20 protein-coding genes and 1 tRNA gene are annotated in these 23,585 nt (G+C 38.4%); 20 read left to right on the plus strand and 1 reads right to left on the minus strand.

All coding sequences use genetic code 11. The annotated features are described in order from the left end of the window. Window position 1: 1 nt before the first annotated feature. The 4 genes from ascF to J0J35_RS00880 all read left to right on the plus strand — a co-directional run bounded on the left by ascF (window position 2) and on the right by J0J35_RS00880 (window position 5,323). Window positions 2-1,888 carry a PTS cellobiose/arbutin/salicin transporter subunit IIBC gene (ascF, locus tag J0J35_RS00865; protein WP_206917115.1) on the plus strand — a complete coding sequence of 629 codons (1,887 nt, stop codon included), beginning with the start codon at window positions 2-4 and terminating at the stop codon, window positions 1,886-1,888. Further along, the gene (ascB, locus tag J0J35_RS00870; RefSeq protein WP_019335661.1) at window positions 1,878-3,314 is read left to right on the plus strand and encodes a 6-phospho-beta-glucosidase; all 1,437 of its coding nucleotides are present in this window, start codon (window positions 1,878-1,880) and stop codon (window positions 3,312-3,314) included. The genes ascF and ascB overlap by 11 nt, the downstream gene beginning before the upstream one ends. A 44-nt stretch (window positions 3,315-3,358) precedes the next feature. Next, the gene (gntK, locus tag J0J35_RS00875; protein ID WP_206917118.1) at window positions 3,359-4,858 is read left to right on the plus strand and encodes a gluconokinase; all 1,500 of its coding nucleotides are present in this window, start codon (window positions 3,359-3,361) and stop codon (window positions 4,856-4,858) included. 72 nt (window positions 4,859-4,930) lie between these two features. Further along, the gene (locus J0J35_RS00880; RefSeq protein ID WP_206917120.1) at window positions 4,931-5,323 is read left to right on the plus strand and encodes an arsenate reductase ArsC; all 393 of its coding nucleotides are present in this window, start codon (window positions 4,931-4,933) and stop codon (window positions 5,321-5,323) included. Window positions 5,324-5,365: 42 nt separating this feature from the next. Here J0J35_RS00880 and J0J35_RS00885 read toward each other — a convergent pair whose 3' ends face one another. Beyond that, window positions 5,366-6,451, minus strand: a complete 1,086-nt coding sequence (locus tag J0J35_RS00885; RefSeq protein ID WP_017368973.1) for a Xaa-Pro peptidase family protein — start codon at window positions 6,449-6,451, stop codon at window positions 5,366-5,368. Window positions 6,452-6,653: 202 nt separating this feature from the next. On the opposite strand from J0J35_RS00885, the gene ccpA reads away from it, so the two are divergent. From ccpA to acpS, 16 genes are all read left to right on the plus strand, one after another. Beyond that, entirely contained in the window at window positions 6,654-7,649 is a 996-nt protein-coding gene (gene ccpA, locus J0J35_RS00890) for a catabolite control protein A (protein WP_019293765.1), read from the plus strand. Between the two features lie 204 nt (window positions 7,650-7,853). Continuing rightward, a complete protein-coding gene (locus J0J35_RS00895; protein ID WP_003135419.1) occupies window positions 7,854-8,054 on the plus strand; it encodes a cold-shock protein in 201 nt (66 codons plus the stop codon). A gap of 171 nt (window positions 8,055-8,225) precedes the next feature. Continuing rightward, window positions 8,226-8,299, plus strand: a tRNA-Met gene (locus tag J0J35_RS00900). A 117-nt stretch (window positions 8,300-8,416) separates the two neighbouring features. Further along, window positions 8,417-9,106 (plus strand): type I 3-dehydroquinate dehydratase, encoded by a 690-nt coding sequence (gene aroD / locus J0J35_RS00905; protein ID WP_019291981.1) that lies wholly within the window; start codon window positions 8,417-8,419, stop codon window positions 9,104-9,106. A gap of 111 nt (window positions 9,107-9,217) precedes the next feature. After that, entirely contained in the window at window positions 9,218-10,513 is a 1,296-nt protein-coding gene (gene purB / locus J0J35_RS00910; RefSeq protein ID WP_206917121.1) for an adenylosuccinate lyase, read from the plus strand. Between the two features lie 141 nt (window positions 10,514-10,654). Next, window positions 10,655-10,978: a metalloregulator ArsR/SmtB family transcription factor gene (locus J0J35_RS00915; RefSeq protein ID WP_017368977.1), complete on the plus strand. Its 324-nt coding sequence runs from the start codon at window positions 10,655-10,657 to the stop codon at window positions 10,976-10,978. A gap of 12 nt (window positions 10,979-10,990) precedes the next feature. Then, the gene (locus tag J0J35_RS00920; protein ID WP_206917132.1) at window positions 10,991-13,024 is read left to right on the plus strand and encodes a heavy metal translocating P-type ATPase; all 2,034 of its coding nucleotides are present in this window, start codon (window positions 10,991-10,993) and stop codon (window positions 13,022-13,024) included. Window positions 13,025-13,094: 70 nt separating this feature from the next. Beyond that, a complete protein-coding gene (locus J0J35_RS00925; protein WP_206917134.1) occupies window positions 13,095-13,901 on the plus strand; it encodes a DUF817 domain-containing protein in 807 nt (268 codons plus the stop codon). A 137-nt stretch (window positions 13,902-14,038) separates the two neighbouring features. Beyond that, window positions 14,039-15,817, plus strand: coding sequence for an excinuclease ABC subunit UvrC (gene uvrC, locus J0J35_RS00930; protein ID WP_206917136.1), 1,779 nt, complete (start codon window positions 14,039-14,041; stop codon window positions 15,815-15,817). Window positions 15,818-15,930: 113 nt separating this feature from the next. Continuing rightward, window positions 15,931-16,278, plus strand: coding sequence for a YxeA family protein (locus J0J35_RS00935; protein ID WP_206917138.1), 348 nt, complete (start codon window positions 15,931-15,933; stop codon window positions 16,276-16,278). 102 nt (window positions 16,279-16,380) lie between these two features. After that, window positions 16,381-17,454, plus strand: a complete 1,074-nt coding sequence (mutY, locus tag J0J35_RS00940) for an A/G-specific adenine glycosylase (RefSeq protein ID WP_206917140.1) — start codon at window positions 16,381-16,383, stop codon at window positions 17,452-17,454. Between the two features lie 110 nt (window positions 17,455-17,564). Continuing rightward, window positions 17,565-18,971, plus strand: coding sequence for a dipeptidase PepV (pepV, locus tag J0J35_RS00945; RefSeq protein WP_206917144.1), 1,407 nt, complete (start codon window positions 17,565-17,567; stop codon window positions 18,969-18,971). A gap of 242 nt (window positions 18,972-19,213) precedes the next feature. Then, window positions 19,214-20,275 carry a MupG family TIM beta-alpha barrel fold protein gene (locus J0J35_RS00950; protein ID WP_206917146.1) on the plus strand — a complete coding sequence of 354 codons (1,062 nt, stop codon included), beginning with the start codon at window positions 19,214-19,216 and terminating at the stop codon, window positions 20,273-20,275. Then, entirely contained in the window at window positions 20,272-21,162 is an 891-nt protein-coding gene (gene murQ, locus J0J35_RS00955) for an N-acetylmuramic acid 6-phosphate etherase (protein ID WP_019291990.1), read from the plus strand. The genes J0J35_RS00950 and murQ overlap by 4 nt, the downstream gene beginning before the upstream one ends. A 23-nt stretch (window positions 21,163-21,185) precedes the next feature. Further along, on the plus strand, window positions 21,186-23,111 hold the full coding sequence (locus tag J0J35_RS00960) for a glucose PTS transporter subunit IIA (RefSeq protein WP_206917147.1): 1,926 nt from the start codon (window positions 21,186-21,188) through the stop codon (window positions 23,109-23,111). A 103-nt stretch (window positions 23,112-23,214) separates the two neighbouring features. After that, window positions 23,215-23,577, plus strand: a complete 363-nt coding sequence (gene acpS / locus J0J35_RS00965) for a holo-ACP synthase (protein WP_061413407.1) — start codon at window positions 23,215-23,217, stop codon at window positions 23,575-23,577. Window positions 23,578-23,585 lie beyond the last annotated feature (8 nt).

Genomic DNA, 23,585 nt, shown 5'->3' on the forward strand with positions numbered 1-23,585 from the left:
AATGGCGCAAGATTTTAATATAATGGCGGAGACTATTCTGCAAGCAATAGGTGGAGTCGAAAATGTTGAAAATTTAACACATTGTATGACACGACTACGTTTTATCTTAAAAGACGAAAGCAAAGCAGATGATGATAAAGTAAAAAACATCAATGGGGTAATGGGGCTTGTCAAGCAAGGCGGGCAATACCAAATTATTGTTGGCAACAATGTAGCCGCAGCTTACGCAGCTATCTTAAAAAAAGGTGTTGCTGGCGGTGCTGTGACGAACGAGTCAGGTAAACCGAAAGAAAAATTAACCTTGAAAAAAATAGGAACAAACATCCTTGATGCCATTATTGGAACTATGTCTCCTTTGATACCAGCTATTATTGGCGGTTCAATGATTAAGTTGCTCGCGATGCTTTTGGAAATGACGGGGCTTCTAAGTATTGATGGTTCAACCTATAACATCTTGAATACCATTGGGGATGCTTCATTTTTCTTTTTACCACTATTAGTCGCTGTTTCTGCTTCTAAAAAATTTGGCTCAAACACTTACTTAGCGATGGCTATCGCTGGTCTAATGGTACATCCGGTCTTTATGGAATGGATGGCAAAGGCTGCTGAGGGTACTACTGTAACTTTTGCGATGATCCCGATGACATCTGTAAAGTATACTTATACTATTATTCCCGCTATCGTGATGACATGGCTCCTTAAATATATTGAAAATTATGTTGATAAAATCACGCCTGTGGTAACGAAAAACTTTTTGAAGCCAATGCTTATCCTACTTGTAGCAGCACCAATCGCTATACTTTTAGTAGGTCCAGCAGGAGTTTGGTTAGGGACAGCTATTTCTAATGGTGTGTTCTTTATTCATGATAAACTAGGGTGGTTAGCAGTAGCAATTGTTGGCGCACTGTGGCCGTTGCTTGTCATGACAGGAATGCACCGCGTCTTCACTCCGACAATTGTACAGACTATTGCGGATACAGGTGTTGAGGGAATGGTTATGCCATCAGAAATTGGTGCCAACCTCTCATTAGGCGGTGTTTCTCTAGCAGTTGCTTTGAAAACAAAAAATAGAGAATTACGGCAAACAGCTTTAGCCGCAGCATCTTCAGCTATCATTGCAGGGATTACTGAGCCCGCACTTTATGGTGTAGCTGTACGTTTGAAACGACCGATGATTGCCTCAGTGATTACAGGTTTTGTTGCCGGAGCTGTAGCTGGAATGGCAGGACTTGCCAGCCACTCAATGGCCGCTCCTGGTTTGTTTACGAGTGTTCAATTTATTGACCGTGATAATCCAATGACAATCGCTTGGGTAGCTATCGTGATGATTCTCTCCATTGTATTGTCATTTGTCTTAACCTTGGTTATTGGGTTTGAAGATTTGCCTGTGGAAGAAGAAAACTTAGAAGAAATCCATCTGGATCAAGTTGCTCAGACTGTAAGTATTAAATCTCCAGTAACTGGAAAAGTTAAAAAACTTTCAGAAGTTGCAGATGAGGTCTTTTCAAAAGAAGTATTGGGTAAAGGCTTTGCGGTTGTACCAAGTAATGGACAAATTGTTTCACCAATCACAGGGACGGTTACAGCTGTTTTTCCAACAAAACATGCCATTGGAATTACCAGTGATAAAGGATTAGAAGTTTTGGTCCATATTGGTATCGATACAGTAACTTTAGAAGGCAAAGGTTTTACTTCAAACATCAAAATGGGTGATAAAATTTACCAAGGAACTCCAATAGTAGAAGTTGATTTAGCACTGATTGAAGCAGCAGGACTTGCCACAGATACGATAGTTGTTGTGACAAATTCTGCTGAATATGCGAATTTTACGCTTTTAGAAAAGGATGAAGTCAGTGAGGGAGAGGTAATTTTAGACGTTGAAAAATAAAAAAGAAGCAGGAAAATTTCCTAAAGATTTTCTTTGGGGTGGAGCTATTGCGGCAAACCAAGCTGAAGGAGCATGGTTAGAAGGGGGGAGAGGAGCCAGTAATATTGATATGCTGCCTTTAGGTGAAAAACGCTTGCCCGTTAAATTAGGTGAAATTTCTCATCCAATCTTAGAGGAATCAGAATTTTACCCCAGTCATCAAGGCATTGATTTTTATCACCGCTATAAACAAGATATAGCACTGCTCGCAGAAATGGGATTAAAAATATTCCGCACATCAATCTCTTGGTCTCGTCTTTTTCCCAAGGGTGATGAAAGTGAGCCTAACAAAGAGGGGATAGCCTACTATCGTCAAATGTTTGCAGAGTGTAAAAAGTATGACATGGAACTTTTGGTAACCTTAGGACATTTTGACGTTCCGATGGGATTAGTTGAAAAATATGGCTCTTGGCGCGACCGTAAAATGATTACCTTTTTCGAAAGATACGCTCGGACATGTTTTGATGAGTTTGGAGATGATGTAAAGTACTGGATTACTTTTAATGAAATAAATATCATTCTACATAGCCCCTTTTCAGGAGCAGGATTGGCCTTCCAAACAGGTGAAAATAAAGCGCAAGTAATCTATCAGGCTGCCCATCATATGCTCCTTGCAAGTAGTTTGGCTGTGAAAGCTGCACATAAATTGGATAAGGATTTACAAATCGGCTGTATGATTGCTGGAGGTGCATTTTATCCCTATTCCTGTAAACCTGAGGATGTCTGGCAAGCCTTGCAAGATGAACAGATGAATACATTTTTTACGGATATTCAAGCTCGAGGGTATTATCCTTCTTACACACAGAGGATTTTCCGCGAAAAAAATATCGAGTTAAAGATGGAAGTTGGTGACGAAGACATCTTGAAGCACACTGTGGACTTCGTTTCTTTTAGTTACTACGCTTCGCGTTGTTCAGTTGCAAGTTTTGATGATTTAGAAGTTAATGCAGGAAATGTGGTCAAGTCGGTGAAAAATCCATATCTAAAAACAAGTCAGTGGGGGTGGGCTGTTGATCCACTTGGGTTAAGGATTACCATGAATCAAATTTATGATCGCTATCAAAAACCTATTTTTATAGTTGAAAATGGATTGGGAGCGTCGGATAAGATTGTTGATGGAAAAATCAATGATGATTACCGTATTGCGTATTTAAAAGAGCATATCAAAGCGATGGCAGACGGTATTTCCGATGGAATACCCTTGATGGGTTATATCGTTTGGGGAGTCATTGACTTAGTTGCAGCTTCCACAGGCGAGATGAGTAAAAGATATGGTATGATTTATGTGGATAGAAAAAATGATGGATCAGGCTCGCTTGCCCGGATGAAGAAAAAGTCGTTTGATTGGTATAAGTCTGTTATTGCATCAAATGGAAATGATTTATAAAATAAAAAGGCAATGGAGACTTGCCTTTTTTTGAAAGGAAACACATGGATTATTTAATAGGTATAGATTTAGGTACCACTGCGACAAAAGCAGTTCTCTTTGATCAATCAGGGATTCAGATCGCCACAAGTTCTCAGTCTTACCCACTTTATCGTGATGCCCAAGGAATGGCAGAAGAAGATTTAGAGGAGATATTTACTGCGATGATAAGTGTTGTTGAAAAAATAACACGCCAAATAAAAACAGGAGATTCTATTTTAGCATGTTCTTTCAGCACCCAAATGCATGCCTTGATTGCCTTTGATCAGGAATGGCAGCCTTTAACGCGTGTCTTAACTTGGGCAGATACTAGAGCTGAAAAATACAGTAACGATTTAAAAAGTGAAGATACTTCAAATGCTATATATCATAAAACAGGAACACCTTTACATCCGATGTCGCCTCTTGCTAAACTATTATGGCTCAAGAATGAAAGAAAAGAGATTTTCAAAAATGCAGCGCATTTTATGGATCTCAAAGGCGCAATCTTTCAACGCATTTTCCAAAGTAATACGATAGATCTATCAATTGCTACAGGTACAGGTTTTTTTAACAATCAGAAAATGACCTGGGACGATGATATTTTAGATCTGTTAGGTATTTCAAAAACACAACTTCCTAAAATCGTATCACCTTATGCAATAGAGAAAGGTTTACCAGAAAAATGGATACGAAAGATGGGGCTTTCACCAGATACCGTTTTTGTATATGGCGCTGGCGATGGTCCTATGTCAAACTTAGGTGTTGGGGCAATTAAAAAAGGTGAATTGGCAATTACAGTAGGTACTTCAGGCGCCCTTCGCATGGTAAGTGATGTACCTCAGCTAGATGAAGCAGCGAGAACTTTTAGTTACGCACTTGATGAAGACCATTGGGTAAATGGTGGAGCGGTAAATTCTGGAGGCGATGTTTTTCGGTGGTTAAAAGACAACGTACTTGAGAAGTCTTATGACTTTGCAGCGATTACTGACTTAGCAAGAGGTGTGTCTCCAGGTTCGGATGGATTAATCTTTCATCCTTATCTAGGTGGAGAACGAGCACCATTGTGGAATGCAGCAGCTAGGGCTTCTTTTTTTGGACTTAGCTATCGTCATACAACAAGTCACATGGCGCGTGCAGTTCTTGAGGGCATTTCCTTTAACTTGCGTATGTTAGAAGAGACACTCACAGAAAATTCAGCATGTCCTAAAATAATAAAAGTTACGGGAGGTTTTTCTCAGTCGGAGCTTTGGTTGAAAATTCTTGCGGACATTTTTGAGTTACCAATAACGGTTCAAAAAGACCATGAGGCGGGATGCTTTGCAGCACAGATCATGGCTCAAAAAGCTTTGGGGAGGATTGATAGTATTGAAGATGTTGCTAGTGGAACGATGGAAATAGTTTATAAGCCTCAGCCAGAAAATTTTAAATACTACCGCGCTTTATACCCTCTCTTCAAAAATTTAACACAAGAGTTTGCGAAAAGCTATGCCGAAATAGCTAAATACCAGCAAGAATTTTCATAAGCTCCGTACAGTTTGAGCGAGTACCGGGGGAAAATAGTGTATAATATGTAAAAATAGTTGAGGAGAGTTACTATGCTCAAAATCGCATTTATCTGTGTGCATAATTCTTGCCGTTCACAAATTGCAGAAGCTTTGGGGAAAAAATTAGCTGGGGATAAGTTTGAGTTTTACTCTGCGGGTACTGAGATAAAGCCACAAATTAATCAAGATGCTGTCCGTTTGATGAAAGAAATCTATGACATAGACATGAAAAAAACACAAAGTTCAAAGCTCTTACAAGATATTCCACCTGTGGATATTGTGATTACGATGGGATGTAACGTTGGCTGTCCTTATCTTCCTTGTCAATATAGGGAAGACTGGGGCTTAGAAGATCCAACAGGTCAAAGTGATGCAGTCTTTAAGGATATCATCCAGCAAATTGAAACGAAAGTACTTGCTTTAAGAAAACGAGACTTTGGTTAATAAAAAAAGCACTGATTCAGTGCTTTTTCATTTCTGATGATTTTAGAAAATCATCAATTCTTTATTTGTTTTAGTTAAAGGCTCACATCCTGTTTCAGTAACATAGAGACAGTCCTCGATACGTACGCCAACTTTACCTGGGATATAAATTCCTGGTTCATCAGAGAAGCACATGCCTTCTTCGATGATGATGTCCTCAGAACCACCAATAGATGGGAATTCATGGACATCCATACCGATACCGTGTCCAAGGCGGTGGACAAAGTATTCGCCATAACCAGCTTTAGTAATCACATCGCGGGCTACTTTATCAATTTCAAGTGCAGATACACCAGGTTTTACGAAGTCCATAGCAGCCATTTGTGCTTCAAGTACGATTTTGTGGATATCGGCATCAAAATCAGAAGGTTTACCGATTGAGATAGTACGTGTAGCATCAGAAGCGTAGCCATTTTTCATCACACCGAGGTCAAAGAGCAAGAGTTTATTATCTTGAATTTTGACATCTTCTGGCATACCGTGAGGATTAGCTGCACGAGCGCCTGAGAGTACGATTGTTTCAAAACTCATTTGAGGTACGCCCATACGCTTCATTTCGTATTCGATTTTTGCAACAACATCTGTTTCTGTACGATCTGAATTTGCATATTCAAAACCAATTTCGAAACATTTATCTGCGTAATCCCCAGAAATTTTCATTTTTTCGATTTCATCGGCAGATTTGATCAAACGCATACGTTCTACCAATGGTGTCAAGTTGACAAATTCAACACCAGAAAATTGAGATTTGAGCCCTTCAGTTTTTGACAAAGGGATGTCAGAAAATTCGACTGCAATTTTTTGGATATTTTTTGATCCCAAATGTTCTTTTACAACAGCCCACGGATTTTGTGAATCTTCATAGCCAAAAATATCAAAGCCAGTAGTGTTTTCTTTGGCTTTTTCTACCTCCAAAGCTGGAGTGAAGAGAGATGGCGCTTTATCCGGGAAAACCATCAAACCAGCAATACGTTCATGCGGGTCAATGGCAAGACCTGTTAAATAATTCAAGGTCGTAGGATTGGTGATGAAAGTCATGTCGACTTCATTTTCGTTCAGAAAATTAGAGATACGTTCGAGTTTGCTCATAGTATCCACCTTTCTATAATTATTATCTCTATTGTACGCTAAATTCTGAAAAAAATCATGTGCGACAATATCTACAATATACTACCAAAAATTATTGAAACGGTTTTCAAAAAGTGATATAATTAAATTTGGAAAAACTTTTCATAAATATTAAAAGATATAAAAAACAGACAAAGATTATTATAATTGAGGTTTAAAAAGAATGGAAGAATCAACAACAACAATTTATGACGTTGCTCGAGTTGCAGGCGTGTCAATGGCTACCGTAAGTCGTGTAGTCAATGGTAACGCCAATGTCAAAGAGAAAACACGTCAAAAAGTCCTTGATGCAATTGAAGAATTGGACTACCGTCCAAATGCGGTTGCACGTGGATTGGCAAGCAAACGTACAACGACAGTTGGGGTTGTTCTCCCAACAATTACGTCACCATATTTTGCTGAAATCGCTCGAGGCATTGATGATATTGCTTCAATGTACAAGTATAATGTCATTCTCGCAAATAGTGATGGTGATGAAGAAAAAGAACTTAAAGTTATTGAAAGTCTCTTTTCTAAGCAAGTTGATGGTATTGTTTATATGGGCAGCTTCATGACAGAAAAAGTTCGTAAACAGCTTAAATCAACCCGTACACCGATTGTTCTTGCTGGAATGATTGATGTTGACAAACAAATGTCATCTGTAAATATCGATTATCATCTTGCAGCACACCAAACAACTGCTGAACTGGCAAAAAACAATAAACGTATTGCTTTTGTGTCAGGTTCTTTAGAAGAAGTTGAAAATACAGAACGTATGGTTGGTTATCAAGAAGCTTTGAATGAAGCTGGCATTGATTTTGACGAGTCACTTGTGTTTGAAGGTAATTACACTTTTGAAAATGGACAAGCTTTAGCAGAACAAATGCTTGCCAAGAAAATTAATGCTGCCATCGTGTCTTATGATACTGTAGCAGTTGGCTTACTCAATGCTTTGCTCTCAAAAGGTATCAAAGTACCTGAAGATTTCGAAATTATCGCAGGTTCAAACAGCCCGATTACAGCATACACTTACCCAGGTTTGACTTCTGTCAATCAACCGCTTTATGACTTGGGAGCAGTTTCAATGCGTTTGTTGACAAAACTTATGCACAAGGAAGAAGTTGAGGAAAACCAATTGATCCTCGCTCATCAAATCATTAATCGTGGTTCGACAAAATAAAAAACAAAAGATACAGTGATGTATCTTTTGTTTTGGTCTCTAAGAGTAAGTTATAGCTTGGTTTTAACCATGAAGAGGAGAAGCGATTTGACTTTCTGGACAAAGCATGATACTATTAAGAGGTAAATTTAGTCTAAGTTATATATTTTTAATGTTTTCTTTCACATAATGATTTACAAATATGACGAAAGGAAAATATATACTATGACAAAAGGAACTGTAAAATGGTTTAACGACTCTAAAGGTTTTGGTTTCATCACTGCTGAAGATGGTACTGATGTGTTTGCACACTTCACTCAAATTCAAAGCGATGGCTTCCGTAAACTTGAAGAAGGCGAAAAAGTTACATTTGATATTGAACAAGGTCAACGTGGCCCTCAAGCATCAAACATTACTAAAGCATAATGATAAGGCACTCTTGGGAGTGCTTTTTTTATTTTAAAGTGCAAGATTAGGACTTTAGCTAAAAGTGTGTTACAATAGGTGTACCATTTGGATACATCCATAATGGAAGATCTCGTCCACTCAGTTATAGCGTGACTTTGGGATAGTTCAAATTTCTTCCATTTTTATTAGCGCGGGATGGAGCAGCTAGGTAGCTCGTCGGGCTCATAACCCGAAGGTCGTAGGTTCAAATCCTGCTCCCGCAATTGAGATATAGATTCCTGTTTTTCAGGGATTTTTTATTTATTTCAATTGAAAAAATATCTTCAGTGACGTTCAGGATTATGTTTGGTACGCATGCAAATGTGTGCTAAACTTAAAATATGAGGAAAACGAAAATTGTAGTACCCGTTCTTCCGACAACAGTGGCGGAAGTACAGGAATTAAACGTAGAAAAGTACAGAAAGGCTGACATTATTGAATGGCGGGCGGATTTTTTGGGAGATATAGAAAGCATTCTTCAGGCTGCGCCTTTTATCTTTGAGAAATTTAAAGATTTTTCCCTTCTTTTTACTGTACGCACAGCCAATGAAGGCGGCAATATCTCCATTTCTAAAAAAGATTATGTCACTCTTTTAAAAAAAGTAGCCAAATTGGGCCCAGATTATATTGATATCGAATATTTTTCCTATCGAAAAGCCTTACCACAGCTACTTGAATTTAAAGAAAAAATTGTCTTGTCTTATCATAACTTTTTCGAGTCACCTACAGATTTAACTGCTCGAATGATGAAAATGCAAAGAGAAGAAACAGGCTTTGTAAAAGTGGCGATTATGGCACAACGCGAGTGTGATGTTTTGGATTTGCTACAGATTACACGTGATTTTACGATGGAATATGGACCAAAATTTATCGGTATTGCAATGGGAGAACTGGGTAAAATTTCCCGCGTTGCCGGAGGTTTGACCGGATCTGTATGGACTTTTGTGGCACTCGATAAGGAAGAAGGAAGTGCTCCCGGGCAATTGACATTACCTCAGATGCTGGATGTTCTTGATGCCTTAGAAGCTTAACATTCGTCTTTTCCACATATTCCGTCAATAAATTGAGAATATTAGAGAAATTCCCGAAAAAATTTCTCCAAAATGGTATAATTTATAGTAAGTTAGAAATTTGGAGGAACTATGGTTATCAATCGTTACAGTCGCCCAGAAATGGCGGCAATCTGGTCGGATGAAAACAAGTATAAGGCGTGGCTTGAAGTCGAAATTCTTGCGGATGAAGCTTGGGCTGAACTCGGAGAAATTCCAGCAGAAGATGTAAAAAAAATTCGTGAAAAAGCAAGTTTTGATGTTGATCGTATCTTGGAGATTGAAAAAGAAACGCGCCACGATGTGGTTGCCTTTACGCGTGCTGTTTCTGAAACACTTGGCGAGGAAAGTAAGTGGGTACACTATGGACTTACTTCAACCGATGTTGTAGATACAGCTTATGGCTATCTCTACAAGCAGGCTAATGATATTATCCGCCGTGATTTGGCTAACTTTTTGGAAATTATTGCTGATAAAGCGCGTGAGCACAAGTACACTGTATGTATGGGACGTACGCACGGTGTCCATGCAGAACCAACAACTTTTGGCCTTAAATTAGCAACTTGGTATTCTGAAATGAAGCGTAATATCGAGCGTTTCGAACATGCAGCTAAAGGGGTTGAAGCGGGTAAAATTTCTGGTGCTGTAGGTACATTTGCCAATATCCCGCCTTTTGTTGAAGAATATGTATGTGGCAAACTTGGAATTCGTCCACAAGAGATTTCGACACAAGTATTACCCCGTGATTTACATGCAGAATACTTTAGTACACTGGCACTGATTGCGACTTCGATTGAGCGTATGGCGACAGAGATTCGTGGTCTTCAAAAATCAGAACAACGTGAAGTAGAAGAGTTCTTCGCTAAAGGTCAAAAAGGTAGCTCAGCAATGCCACACAAACGTAATCCAATTGGTTCTGAAAATATGACTGGCTTGGCGCGTGTTATTCGTGGACATGTTGTGACAGCCATGGAAGATGTTGTTTTGTGGCATGAACGTGATATTTCACACAGCTCGGCAGAGCGTATCATTACCCCAGATACAACTGAATTAATCAACTACATGTTAAACCGTTTTGGTAATATTGTTAAAAATCTGACTGTATTCCCAGAAAATATGAAGCGTAATATGGATGCAACTTTTGGATTGATCTATAGTCAACATGTTATGCTTATGCTTATTGAAAAAGGCATGACACGTGAAGAAGCTTATGATTTGGTTCAACCATTGACAGCAAAAGCTTGGGATGAACAAATCATGTTCCGCCCACTGGTAGAAAGCAATGAAAAAATCCGTGAAAAAATGACAGATGCAGATATTGATGCAGCTTTTGATTATAATTATCATTTGTCACGTGTAGATGCCATCTTTGAACGTCTTGGGTTGTAAAAATAATGAAATCCTAACTTTTTAGTTCAGGATTTTTTTGTACAAAAAATTCAGATTTGAATAGATATAAACAATTCAGTATTGACTAATATGAGTAAGTTTGATAACATATTAGTATAAACTAATATAAAGAGATGAATAATGAATTTAACCGAAAAACGTCAAAAAGTAATTCATGCCTTATCCAATACGACAAGGCTCATCGTCCTTGAAGCATTACGCGAAAAGGAGATGACTGTAACAGAGTTACTTCAGGAAACTAAGTCAGGACAATCGAATCTCTCGCAACATTTATCATGTCTGCGTGATTGTGGATTAATCACAAGTCGTAAAGAAGGAAAATATATTTATTATTCTTTGACAACCCCTGAACTTAACCATTTACTAGAAGTCATTGATGCTACAGTTGAGTCAATGCACTGGTCTCCAACAGAAGATATCCATTGTGATACATATATAAAATAAAAGGAGTTTCATATGTTTAAATCTACTCAAAACAAGGCAACACATGATGCACGCTGTGTAAAAGGTACATGTAATTGCCTCAATCACAAAGCCAAAGTAGCTCTTACTACTGCTGAAGAGAGTGAGGGCTCAAGTATCTCAGAAGTCACAGGGAGTTCTGACGATTCAGACCCTGCCTGTTGCAACACAACAATACATCTAAATACGAATTTAGATGAAAGTGAAGAAGAGGGTAAATATGAGCTGTTGATTATTATCATCACCGCTTTATTATTGGCCGCCTTAAGCTTTTTAGACTTTACACCACAGTTTAAAACCCCACTTTTCATTTTAACGTACTTGTTGATTGGGCACAGTGTTTTGCTCAAAGCAATCAAACAATTGCTTAAAGGAGATATTTTTAATGAATTCTTCCTCATGAGTATTGCGACTGTCGGGGCATTTGCTTTAGGAGAATATGCTGAAGCGGTCGCTGTTATGCTTTTTTATCAAGTCGGAGAATATTTCCAAGATCGTGCGATTGGGAACAGTAAAAAGTCAATCACAGCTTTGATGGACCTTCGACCAGAAGTTGCGACTGTTAAGCGACAAGGAAAACTTATTGATGTGTCTCCAGAAGAAGTCAATATCGGTGAAGTTATACAAGTGAAGCCTGGAGAAAAAGTACCACTTGATGGTCTTGTATTATCGGGAAAATCAAGCGTTAATACAGCAGCTTTGACTGGCGAATCACTGCCACGTGAGGTGAGCAAGGGAGAAGAAGTTCTTTCAGGTTTTTTGAATATTAATAGTCTGCTGGAGATCAAGGTTGAAAAAACGTTTGGGGAATCATCAGTATCTAAAATTTTAAATCTCGTTGAGAATGCTCAAGAAAATAAAGCACCGACTGAACAATTCATTTCAAAATTTGCACGTTACTATACTCCAGTTGTGGTATTTGCAGCAGCGATAATCGCTCTAGTACCCCCACTTTTCTTCCAGCAAGATTGGTCAGACTGGTTAACACGCGCCTTTACGTTTTTAATTATTTCGTGTCCTTGTGCGATGGTAGTTTCCATTCCCCTTGGATTCTTTGCTGGGATTGGCGCCGCATCGAAAAATGGTATTTTAGTTAAAGGGGGTAATCACCTTGAAGCTATGACCAAGATAAAACACGTGCTCTTTGATAAAACAGGTACGTTGACACAAGGGAACTTTAAAGTTACTCAAGTTTTCCCTGCAGAAGATGTTGCACGAGAAGATTTGCTCTATCTGGGAGCTATCGGTGAACTTAACTCCACCCATCCCTTGGGACTTGCGCTTAAAGAAAATCAAAACTTAGATACAGTAAATGTAACAGAGTCGGAAGAAATTTCAGGTCATGGTACACGTACAATCTATGAGGGTGATGAGATTCTTGTCGGAAATGCAAAACTGATGAAAATGTACAACGTTAACTTTACCGAAAGCGACGCCTTAGGTTCTTTGATTTATGTTGCTAAAAATGGTATATATCAAGGCGTTATCCTTGTAGCGGATGTCCTTAAAGAAGATGCTGAAGAAGCAATTGCGGCTTTGAACCAGCTTCACATTTCCCAAACGATGCTGACAGGCGATAGTGAAAAAGTTGCCGCTCAGGTTGCTGGGAAACTGAACCTCACGGATTATCATGCCAATCTTTTACCGGAGGATAAAGTTACTTTATTAGAGAAAGTACTTGATAAAGGTGATGGTCTTACCGCTTTTGTTGGTGATGGAATTAACGATGCACCAGTTATTGCGCGTGCTGATATCGGTTTTGCGATGGGGGGATTAGGCTCTGATGCTGCGATTGAAACAGCTGACGTGGTTTTAATGACAGATAAACCATCAAGTATCGCGAAGTCTGTTAAAATCGCCAAGAAAACTAAACGACTTGTGGTCCAAAATATCGTTTTAGCTCTTGGTGTAAAAGCCGTTTTCCTCGTCCTTGCGGTCTTTGGTATTGCCACGATGTGGGAAGCAGTTATCGCAGATGTTGGAGTAACACTCATCGCTATATTGAATGTTTTAAGACTCTTAAAATAAGACGAAACTCCCAAGATGGGAGTTTTTTTGCGCTTGCTTTTATCAGATGAAAATATGCTAAAATAAGGACATGAATGGTTTAAAAAACGGTGTGATCTTGCTTTTCAACTTTGCAAAAATCCAAGCCGCTTGTTGTCTCTTTCCACTTGCCGTTTTTGCTACCTTAGCAATAACACGTGGATTGACTTTTCCCAATATCCCACGTTATGATTTAATCTTTGTGATTTTACTTGTGTTTCAAGTTTTGATGGTTAAATTAAAATTTGAAACACTTGAAGAGTTAAAAATTATTTGCTTGTTTCATATCTTAGGGTTAATTTTAGAGATTTTTAAAGTCAATATCAGCCACAGTTGGACCTACCCTGAGCCGGCTTACTTAAAAATTTGGAATGTCCCTTTTTACTCGGGGTTTATGTATGCCAGTGTCGGGAGTTATGTTGTTCAATCGTGGAAAAAGTTGCAGCTAAATGTAGAATATTGGCCGCCATTAGAGCTTAGTTTTGGCTTATCCACAGTTTTGTATCTGAACTTTTTTACCAATTATTTCTTCCATGATTTACGGTATTTTATTATTCTGGCTATTGTCTTAATCTTTTGGCGCACTCAGTTCACTTTTTGTATTAATGGAAGAAAAAGATATAAAATGAAGGCACTCTTCTCTTTTGCTCTGATTGGCTTCTTTATCTACATAGCTGAAAATATTGCTTCATTTTTTAATGCTTACCGGTATCCTAATCAAGCAGAAACCTGGCATCTCGTAGGATTTGGGAAAATGTCTTCATGGTTTTTACTGGTCATTGTCAGTATTGTTTTAGTCGTTAATCTCAAATTAAAGCAGTCATCGAGAGAAAATAAGTTAATAAAAAAGACAAGGTAAAACTTGTCTTTTTTTGTTTAAGTAGGAAGGTTTATAAAACATTGCACAATGCCGCAATCATAAAAAGAAACAATTCCCTTCACGACAGATAGTTCCAATTCATGATTAGCCCCTCCAGAATATGCTATAATAAGACCATGAATAACACGATTAAAGCAAAGCTGGAGCTCTTACCGGATAGTCCAGGATGCTACTTACATAAAGATAAAAATGGGACAGTTATCTATGTAGGGAAGGCGAAAAATCTGAAAAACCGCGTACGCTCCTATTTTCATGGCTCCCACAATACAAAAACTGATCTTTTAGTCAGTGAGATAGAAGATTTAGAATGGATTGTTGTTGAATCAAACATTGAGTCTTTGGTTCTTGAAATTAACTTAATTCAACGTTACAAGCCCAAATATAATATCATGCTTAAGGATGATAAATATTATCCTTTTCTCATGATTACAAATGAAAAATATCCACGTTTGATGATTACACGTCGTGTCAAAAAAGATGGGGCAATGTATTTTGGACCTTATCCCGATGTTAAAGCAGCCAATGAAGTTAAGCGCCTCTTAGACCGCATCTTTCCTTTTAGGAAATGTGGTTTGCATGAAAAGAAAGTTTGTTTCTACTATCATATCCATCAGTGTCTTTGTCCAGTCGTTAATCATGTAGACCCTCAAGTTTATAAAGATATGGCTCAGGAAGTGAAGCATTTTTTAACGGGTGATGATAAAAAAATCATCAATGAACTTAAAGCAAGAATGTTTGCAGCTTCGGAAAAAATGGAATTCGAGCAAGCTGCAGAATACCGTGATGTGATTAATTCTATCGGTACTTTGAGAACAAAACAACGTGTCATGAACCACGATTTAAAAGACCGTGATGTTTTTGGTTACTATGTAGATAAAGGTTGGATGTGTGTGCAGGTTTTCTTTGTACGACAAGGTAAAATGATTCAACGTGATGTCAATATGTTCCCTTATTACAATGATGCAGAAGATGATTTCTTAACTTATATCGGACAGTTTTATCAAGAAGCTGAACACATGGTACCTAAAGAAATTTTAGTACCATCAGGAATTGATGTAGAGGCTGTTGAAGCGGTAACTCAAACTAAAGTTCTCAAACCAAGTCGTGGAGAGAAGAAGCAACTTGTAGCAATGGCGACTAAGAATGCACGCACACAATTACAATTAAAATTTGACCTCCTTGAAAAAGACCTGATTAAAACTCAAGGTGCTATCGAAAATCTCGGTAAAATTCTCAACATTCCTACACCAGTTAGAATTGAATCGTTCGATAACTCTAACATAATGGGGACCTCACCTGTTTCGGCAATGGTTGTCTTTATTAATGGCAAGCCCTCAAAGAAAGATTATCGGAAATATAAGATCAAAACTGTCGAAGGTGCCGATGATTACGCATCAATGCGTGAAGTGATTACGCGCCGTTATAGTCGAGCCATGCGTGAAGGGACTGCTTTACCTGACTTGATTGCAATGGATGGTGGTGCAGGTCAAGTCAATGCAGCCAAGGCTATTCTGCAGGAGATAGGGTTAGATATTCCTGTTGCAGGTATGGCTAAAAATGATAAACACCAAACCAGTGAGTTACTTTTTGGCGATCCTTTGGAAGTTGTGCCATTGAGTCGACAATCGCAAGAATTCTTTCTCCTTCAACGCATTCAAGATGAAGTTCACCGATTTGCGATTACTTTCCATCGGCAAGTACGTGGGAAAAATACCTTTTCTTCAAAACTGGATGGTATTACAGGTCTTGGACCAAAACGTAAGCAAAAATTAATGACGACCTTCAAGTCACTTAAAGCCATTTCTGAGGCTGATGTTGCTCAAGTCGCTGAAGCAGGTGTACCTTATGAGGTCGCTGAAAGGGTAAAGGAAGTTTTGGGAAAAGAAAATTATTAATTCTTTCAGAAAAAATTCTCTCAACGAGGGATTTTTTTATTACAAAAGTGTAAGAAATTTGCTTTAAATTAGGAGTAAAATAGTTTTGAAAATAAAAATTGAGGTATAAATAAATGAAAAAAATATTGGTGACTCTTATTGCTGGAGCATTGTTGATTATTGGTGGCGGCTATACTTGGTATAATTACGAATATGGCGGTCAAGAATATTATGTTCAGATACACACAGATGGGGATAAAATTTCGAGCAAAACTACTGATGGTGGAACTTGGCAGGGATTTAACTATAAACAAAAAGGTTATGCAGATTCTGGCAAAGAAAAGGATCTAGAATTTACTTCAATTCATAATCTCAAGCATGATGCTTATTTGAAAGTTACTTATAATAATAAGAATGGTGTGACTAAATGGGAAGAAGTTCAAAGAAAAGATGTGCCCCAAAAAGTATTTAATAATATTTAATTAGCAAGCCTGTTTAGGACAGGTTTTTTTGTTCCCCAGATAAAATCCTCTTTAAGAGCTTACTATTTGACTTTGTTTTATATAAATTTAATAATAGAGCTTATGAATAAAACCGAAATAGAAAAGTTCCAGCAGGATTTATTAGGTTGGTACAACATCCATAAAAAGCCTTTGCCATGGCGTAAAAATACTGAGGCTTATTCTGTTTGGATTTCTGAAATTATGTCTCAACAAACACAGGTTGAAACAGTGATGCCCTACTATCTACGCTTTATGGAAAAGTACCCTCAGATTGAGGATTTGGCAGCAGCAGATGACGATGAGCTTCTGAAACTTTGGGAAGGTTTAGGTTATTACTCGCGCGCTCGTAATTTAAAAATTGCCGCACAGCAAGTAATGACAGAATTTGATGGGCGATTTCCTAACCAACTAAAAGACATTCAAAGTTTGCAGGGGATTGGTCCTTACACAGCAGCGGCTATTGCTTCGATTTCTTTTGGCTTACCTGAACCGGCAATTGATGGTAATTTGATGCGCGTGACGAGTCGATTATTTGAGATTGAGGCAGATATTTCTAAGGCTGCTTCGCGGAAAATATTTGATGAAAAGCTGAGAGAGCTAATCTCGGAAGAAAATCCAGGGGATTTTAACCAAGCACTCATGGACATAGGTTCCATGGTTTGTACGCCCAAAATTGCCAAGTGTGAGATTTGCCCCTTAGCTGCGTATTGCCAATCCAGACCTAAAGGTACGCAACTGAAGTATCCTGTCAAAAGTAAAAAGATTAAGCAGCAGCATATTTACTACAATGCTTATGCATTAAAAAATTCGCAAGGCGAATACTATCTGCAAAGACGTCCTAGCACAGGTTTACTTGCTAATATGTGGACTTTCCCTATGCAGGAGATATCTAAAGAAGAATTCAATAATGATAGGTTAGTGCCACCAACAAATGTGCCAGACAGCATCTCACGTATGACAAAAGTTGGAGAAATCACACATGTTTTTTCTCACTTGAAGTGGTTTGTTCAAATTATTGAATGTATCCCTGAGGAAAATTTTATTGTTCAAGAAGAAAAACTGGATGAAAATCAACTTTGGGTAAAATTGACGGACCTTTCAAAAGTCGCTCTGCCTACACCACAAGTCAAAATGTTTAAGTTTTTTAAAGACTAGTTTTCACTTTATAAATGCAAACGTTTTACTTTTTTGGTATAATTATAGGAGTTTAGAAAACCGACTTTTTGTGAATATATTATCAAGAAGTCAAAATAATGGAGGCAATCATGACAACTATTGATTTTACTGCAGAAGTAGAAAAGCGCAAAGACGCAATGCTCGAAGATTTGTTTGAACTTCTTCGTATCGATTCAGCAATGGACATGGACAATGCGGACAAAGAAAACCCATTTGGCCCTGGACCTCGTAAAGCCCTTGACAAATTTTTGGAATTGGCTGAACGTGATGGCTACCAAACTAAAAACTATGATAACTATGTTGGTCACTTTGAATACGGAGAAGGTGATGAAGTTTTAGGCATCTTCGGTCACTTGGATGTTGTACCTGCCGGTTCTGGTTGGGATTCAAACCCATTTGAACCTGAAATCCGTAATGGAAACCTTTACGCACGTGGAGCTTCAGACGATAAAGGCCCAACTATGGCTTGTTACTATGGTTTGAAGATCTTGAAAGACCTTGGTGTGCCATTATCTAAAAAAATCCGTTTCATCGTTGGTACAAACGAAGAAACAGGTTGGAAAGATATGGATTACTACTTTGAACACTGTGAATTGCCATTGCCAGATTTCGGATTCTCTCCAGACGCTGAGTTCCCAATCATCAATGGTGAAAAAGGTAACGTTACAGAATACCTTCACTTTGACGGAAAAAATGCTGGTGCTGTAGTACTCCACTCTTTCAAAGCTGGCCTGGCTGAAAATATGGTTCCTGAATCTGCAACTGCAGTAATTTCAGGTGCGACAGACCTCCAAGCAAAATTGGAAGCATTTGTTGCTGAAAATGCAGACAAAAACTTACGCTTTGACCTGGAAGAATCTGACGGTAAAGCAACAGTAACAGTTTATGGTAAATCTGCACACGGAGCAATGCCATTTAAAGGTATTAACGGTGCAACTTACCTTGCTAAATTCCTTAACCAATTTGACTTTGAAGCAGGTGCAGCTGCATACATCAAACTTGCTGCTGAAACATTGATTGATGACCATGAAGGTGAAAAATTAGGTACAGCCTACAATGATGACCTTATGGGTGCAACTTCAATGAACGCTGGTGTTTGGAACTTTGATGAAAATGGTGAAGGTACAATTGCATTGAACTTCCGTTTCCCACAAGGTACTGACCAACATAAAATCAAAGCAGTTCTTGAAGCTCTTGAAGGCGTAAACGAAGTAACAATGAACGATCACGTGATGGAACCTCACTACGTACCGATGGAAGATGAACTTGTTTCAACATTGATCAGCGTTTACGAAAAACACACTGGCCTTAAAGGTTACGAAACAGTAATCGGTGGTGGTACATTCGGTCGTCTCCTTAAACGTGGTGTTGCTTACGGTGCAATGTTTGAAGGTGAAGAAGACACAATGCACCAAGCAAATGAATACAAACCATTGGATGCTCTCTTCAAATCAGCAGTTATCTATGCTGAAGCAATTTACGAATTGGCTAAATAATATGAGAAAATTAAAATCCCCCTTATCGGGGATTTTTTTATTATTTTTTACATGAAATTTCATTCCATTATTTAAAAAACGATTCAAGATAAATTCAGTTAAACAACGGTTTTACAGGATTTATCTTTTTTATTTAAAAATAATGTGGAAAAATTTAAGTAAATTGTTGAAATAAAGTTTTGGATATGTTAAAATGAATGCGTTAACAAAAGAAATAAAGTTTCAGAGATAGAGAGGTGTTTATGTTTGGCTTTTCAATTTTTATGAATGAAGATCTTTCTACAAAAGATATTCATTATATAAAAAGTATGAAACAAGCAGGATTCAAGGGGATATTTACTTCAATGCATATTCCTGAAGATGATGCTCAAGCGTATAAAATGCGCTTAGAAAAATTAGGAGCTTGTGCTAAAGCAAACCAATTGGAGCTGATGGTAGATATTTCAGGTGAAGCTCTAGAACGTGCTGGTTACTCATTTGATCATTTAGAAGAACTTATTCATCATGGTGTCACAGGTTTACGGATGGATTATCATATTGACAATAAACAGATTGCCAAAGCCAGCCATAAAATGAAGATTAGTTTAAATGCTAGTACGTTGGTAGAAGATGAGATAGAGGAACTAAGAAGATTAGGAGCTAACTTCTCTAATTTAGAAGCTTGGCACAACTATTATCCTCGCCCTGAAACTGGGCTGGATACGGAATATTTGCTCAAGCAGAATCAATGGTTGCAAAAATATGGTCTTAAGCGAGTTGGTTTTGTTGCTGGCGATGCTCAGAAACGTTTACCTTTAAGACTTGGACTTCCGACACTCGAAAAGCATCGGGATAGACATCCGCTGGCTGCGGCTCTTGATTTATTAAAGTATGAGACGGATGAAGTTTATATTGGCGATGGAGATTTAGCAGCAACAACGATTGATCAGTTTGAAAATTATATGCAGTGGGATAAAATAGTTTTACATGTAGAAAACCATGATTCAGCTTATTTTACGTCAGTTTTAGGAGAACATGACAATAGAAATGATCAATCTCCTGACTTGATAAGAAGTGCAAATGCCCGCTTTAAGAAGGTTGAACAAATTCAAAAAGAACATACAGAAAAGCGCAACAAAGGGGCGGTAACACTGGATAATGAACTTTATGGACGCTACATGGGTGAAACACAAGTGTGTAAAAAATCACTACCAGCTCACCCTAATATTAACGTTGTAGCGTATGTTATCGAAAAAGACAGAGATTTACTCGATGTAATTTACTCGAAGCAAAAGTTTGAATTAAAAGAAAAGGAAAGAAAATGAATTTAGAAAATTTGACAACAGAACGACGTAATGAAGAAACTTTTGGATTGGACGAAATGTCGGTCTCAACTGCTCTAGAAAAGATGAATAAGGAGGATAAAAAAGTTGCAGAAGCTGTAGAAAAAGCACTTCCGATGATTGAACCAGTTATTGAAAAAACGATTGAAAGTTTCAATCATGGGGGGCGACTTATTTATCTTGGTGCAGGGACAAGTGGACGTCTAGGTGTGCTTGATGCTGCAGAGTGTGTGCCTACTTTTGGTGTTGAAGCAAGCATGGTTGTGGGACTTATTGCAGGTGGAGAAAAAGCAATGACTCTTGCTGTGGAAGGCGCAGAGGATGACCTTGAGCTTGGCAAACAAGACTTGATTGACCTTCAGCTAACCAAAAATGACATGGTGATTGGAATTGCTGCAAGTGGACGTACCCCTTATGTGATTGGTGCGCTTGATTATGCGAAGAGTATTGGTGCACATACAGGTTCTCTAGCATGTAATATGAATGCCGAAATTAGCCAACATGCTGAATTTCCTATTGAAGTAGACTGTGGCGCTGAATTTTTGACAGGATCAACCCGCCTCAAATCAGGTACAGCACAAAAATTAATTTTGAATATGATTTCGACAATAGCGATGATTGGTATTGGAAAAGTATACAACAACTTAATGGTTGATGTGCGTCCAACAAATGAGAAATTAGTGGAGCGCAGCAAACGTATCATTATGGAGGCAACAGATTGTGATTATGAAACAGCAGAAAAAACCTTTATCCAAGCGGGAGAAGATGTTAAGCTGGCTATTGTCATGATTTTAACCAATAGTGCAAAAGATGAGGCGCAGGAAAAACTCGTACAGGCAAAAGGATTCATTAAAAATACATTGAGCTAATAAATAAAAATTAGGAGATGAAGATGGCAGAAGATAAAGTAACACGTATTGCACGGCAAATTTACGAAGAAATTGGTGGACCAGAAAACGTTCAAAGTTTAGTTCATTGTATGACGCGCGTTCGACTTTCAATGATTGACGAAACAAAGGTAAATCTTGAAAAACTTAAAGCTATTGATGGTGTTATGGGAGTTGTTGAAGGTGAAACTCTACAAGTTATCGTTGGACCAGGGACAGTAAACAAGGTAGCCCAAAAAATGGTTGATACTGTGGGTGTTAAGCTTGGCGAACAGTTTCCACACTCAGCAGGACTCAGTCTTGAAGATCGGGCAGCTCAAACCAAAAAGGCAGCCAAGGAAAAATACAATAAACCTTCAAAGATAAAAGAAGTACTGAACTCGATTTCACGTATTTTTACACCGTTGATTCCTGCCTTTGTAGGTGCCGGACTTATTGGTGGTATTGCTTCTATCCTTGCAAACTTAATCACCGCAGGCACGATTGATGGTGCGACTTTTGCACAGATTGTTGCTGTCTTAGGTGTAATTCAAAAGGGTATCTTCGCTTATTTGGTAATCTATGTGGGGATTAATACAGCGACCGAGTTTGGGGCAACACCTTCACTTGGGGGTGTTATTGGTGCTGTGACTATGTTAACTGGGATTACACCAGAAGCACCAATTAACAATATCTTTACAGGGCAGCCATTATCTGCACAACAAGGTGGGATTATTGGTGTTATCTTTGCTGTATGGCTTTTATCTCTTGTGGAAAAGAATTTACGGAAAGTTATTCCAGATTCGATTGACATTATCGTTACGCCTACACTTTCTCTCCTTGCTATCGGACTTTTGACGATTTTCTTCATCATGCCTGTTGCGGGAACAATTTCGACATCTTTAGTAGGCGGGATTAACGCTGTACTTAATGTTGGTGGTGGATTTGCTGGCTTCCTCTTAGGTGCCCTCTTCCTGCCAATGGTTATGTTTGGCTTGCATCAAATTCTTACACCGATTCATATTGAAATGATTGACAAAACGGGTTCAACTACCTTGCTTCCAATTCTTGCCATGGCCGGAGCTGGTCAAGTCGGTGCAGCTTTGGCACTCTGGGTACGTTTACGTAAAAATAAAGAATTTGCCGAAATTGTTAAAGGTGCTTTACCTGTAGGTTTCTTAGGCATTGGTGAACCTCTTATTTATGGTGTTACACTTCCGATGGGACGTCCATTTATTACAGCTTGTATTGGTGGAGGTATTGGCGGTGCTATTATCGGGTCACTCGGTCATGTCGGTGCCATTGCTATTGGTCCAAGTGGGATTGCTTTAATTCCTTTGATTGCAGATAACCGCTGGTTGATTTACGTATTTGGTTTAATTGGTGGTTACGTTGGTGGTTTTGTTGCTACCTACTTCTTCGGCATTCCTCAATCTGAAAAAGATAAAGCAGACAACTATGGAGATGAAGAAACAGTAGTACCATCTATTGTTGCAAATCTTGATAAAACAGTTGCTTCACCGATGTCAGGGAAAATTATTCCTTTAGCGAAAGTAGAAGATGAAGTTTTTTCTAAAGGGATGCTTGGGCAAGGTTTTGGTATTCAGCCTCGTGATGGGAAAGTTTTTGCACCATTTGATGGTACAGTGACGACAGTTTTCCCTACTAAACATGCGATTGGGTTACTTAGTGACTCCGGTGTAGAAGTGCTTATTCATGTGGGCTTAGATACAGTGTCACTAGAGGGTAAACCCTTCATCACTAAAGTAACGGACGGAAGCAAGGTTACTAAAGGCGACTTGCTTTTAGAAGCAGACTTAAAGATGATTGAAGATGCTAACTTGTCACCAGTAACTTTAGTTGTTGTTACAAATTCTGATGAATTTAAGCACATCTATATCGAAGCTCCTGAAGAAGTGGCTTCTGGTGAGCAAGTCATCATTGCAGAATAAAAAAATAGGTTGAGTGTAAGCTCAGCCTATTTTTAATTCTTTAAGCTGAGAATAAGAAGAATGATTTTAAATAAAGTATCTGAAAATTTGGTATAATAGAAAAATGATCTACGGTATAGGAACAGATAATGTCGAGATATCGCGCATTGTCCAAGCATTGGAACGCAATGATAAATTTGCACAGCGCGTTTTGACAATAAATGAGTTTGCTCATTTTTCAAGTTTTACTTCAAAAAAACGTCAAGCGGAATTCTTAGCAGGACGTTGGGCAGCAAAAGAAGCCTTTTCAAAAGCTTTAGGAACAGGCTTTGATAGTCAGCTTTCCTTTCATCATATAGAAATTTCTAAAAATGAAAAAGGCAAACCCTATTTTCTAGAACATCCCTTTGCTGGCCAAGCGCATTTGAGTATTTCACATAGCAATCTAGAAGCAGTTGCTATGGTTGTTCTTGAAAGCAGAGATTGAGTATAAAA

The organism is Lactococcus sp. LG606 (genome assembly GCF_017309645.1).
GTDB classification, from domain to species: Bacteria; Bacillota; Bacilli; order Lactobacillales; family Streptococcaceae; genus Lactococcus; species Lactococcus petauri.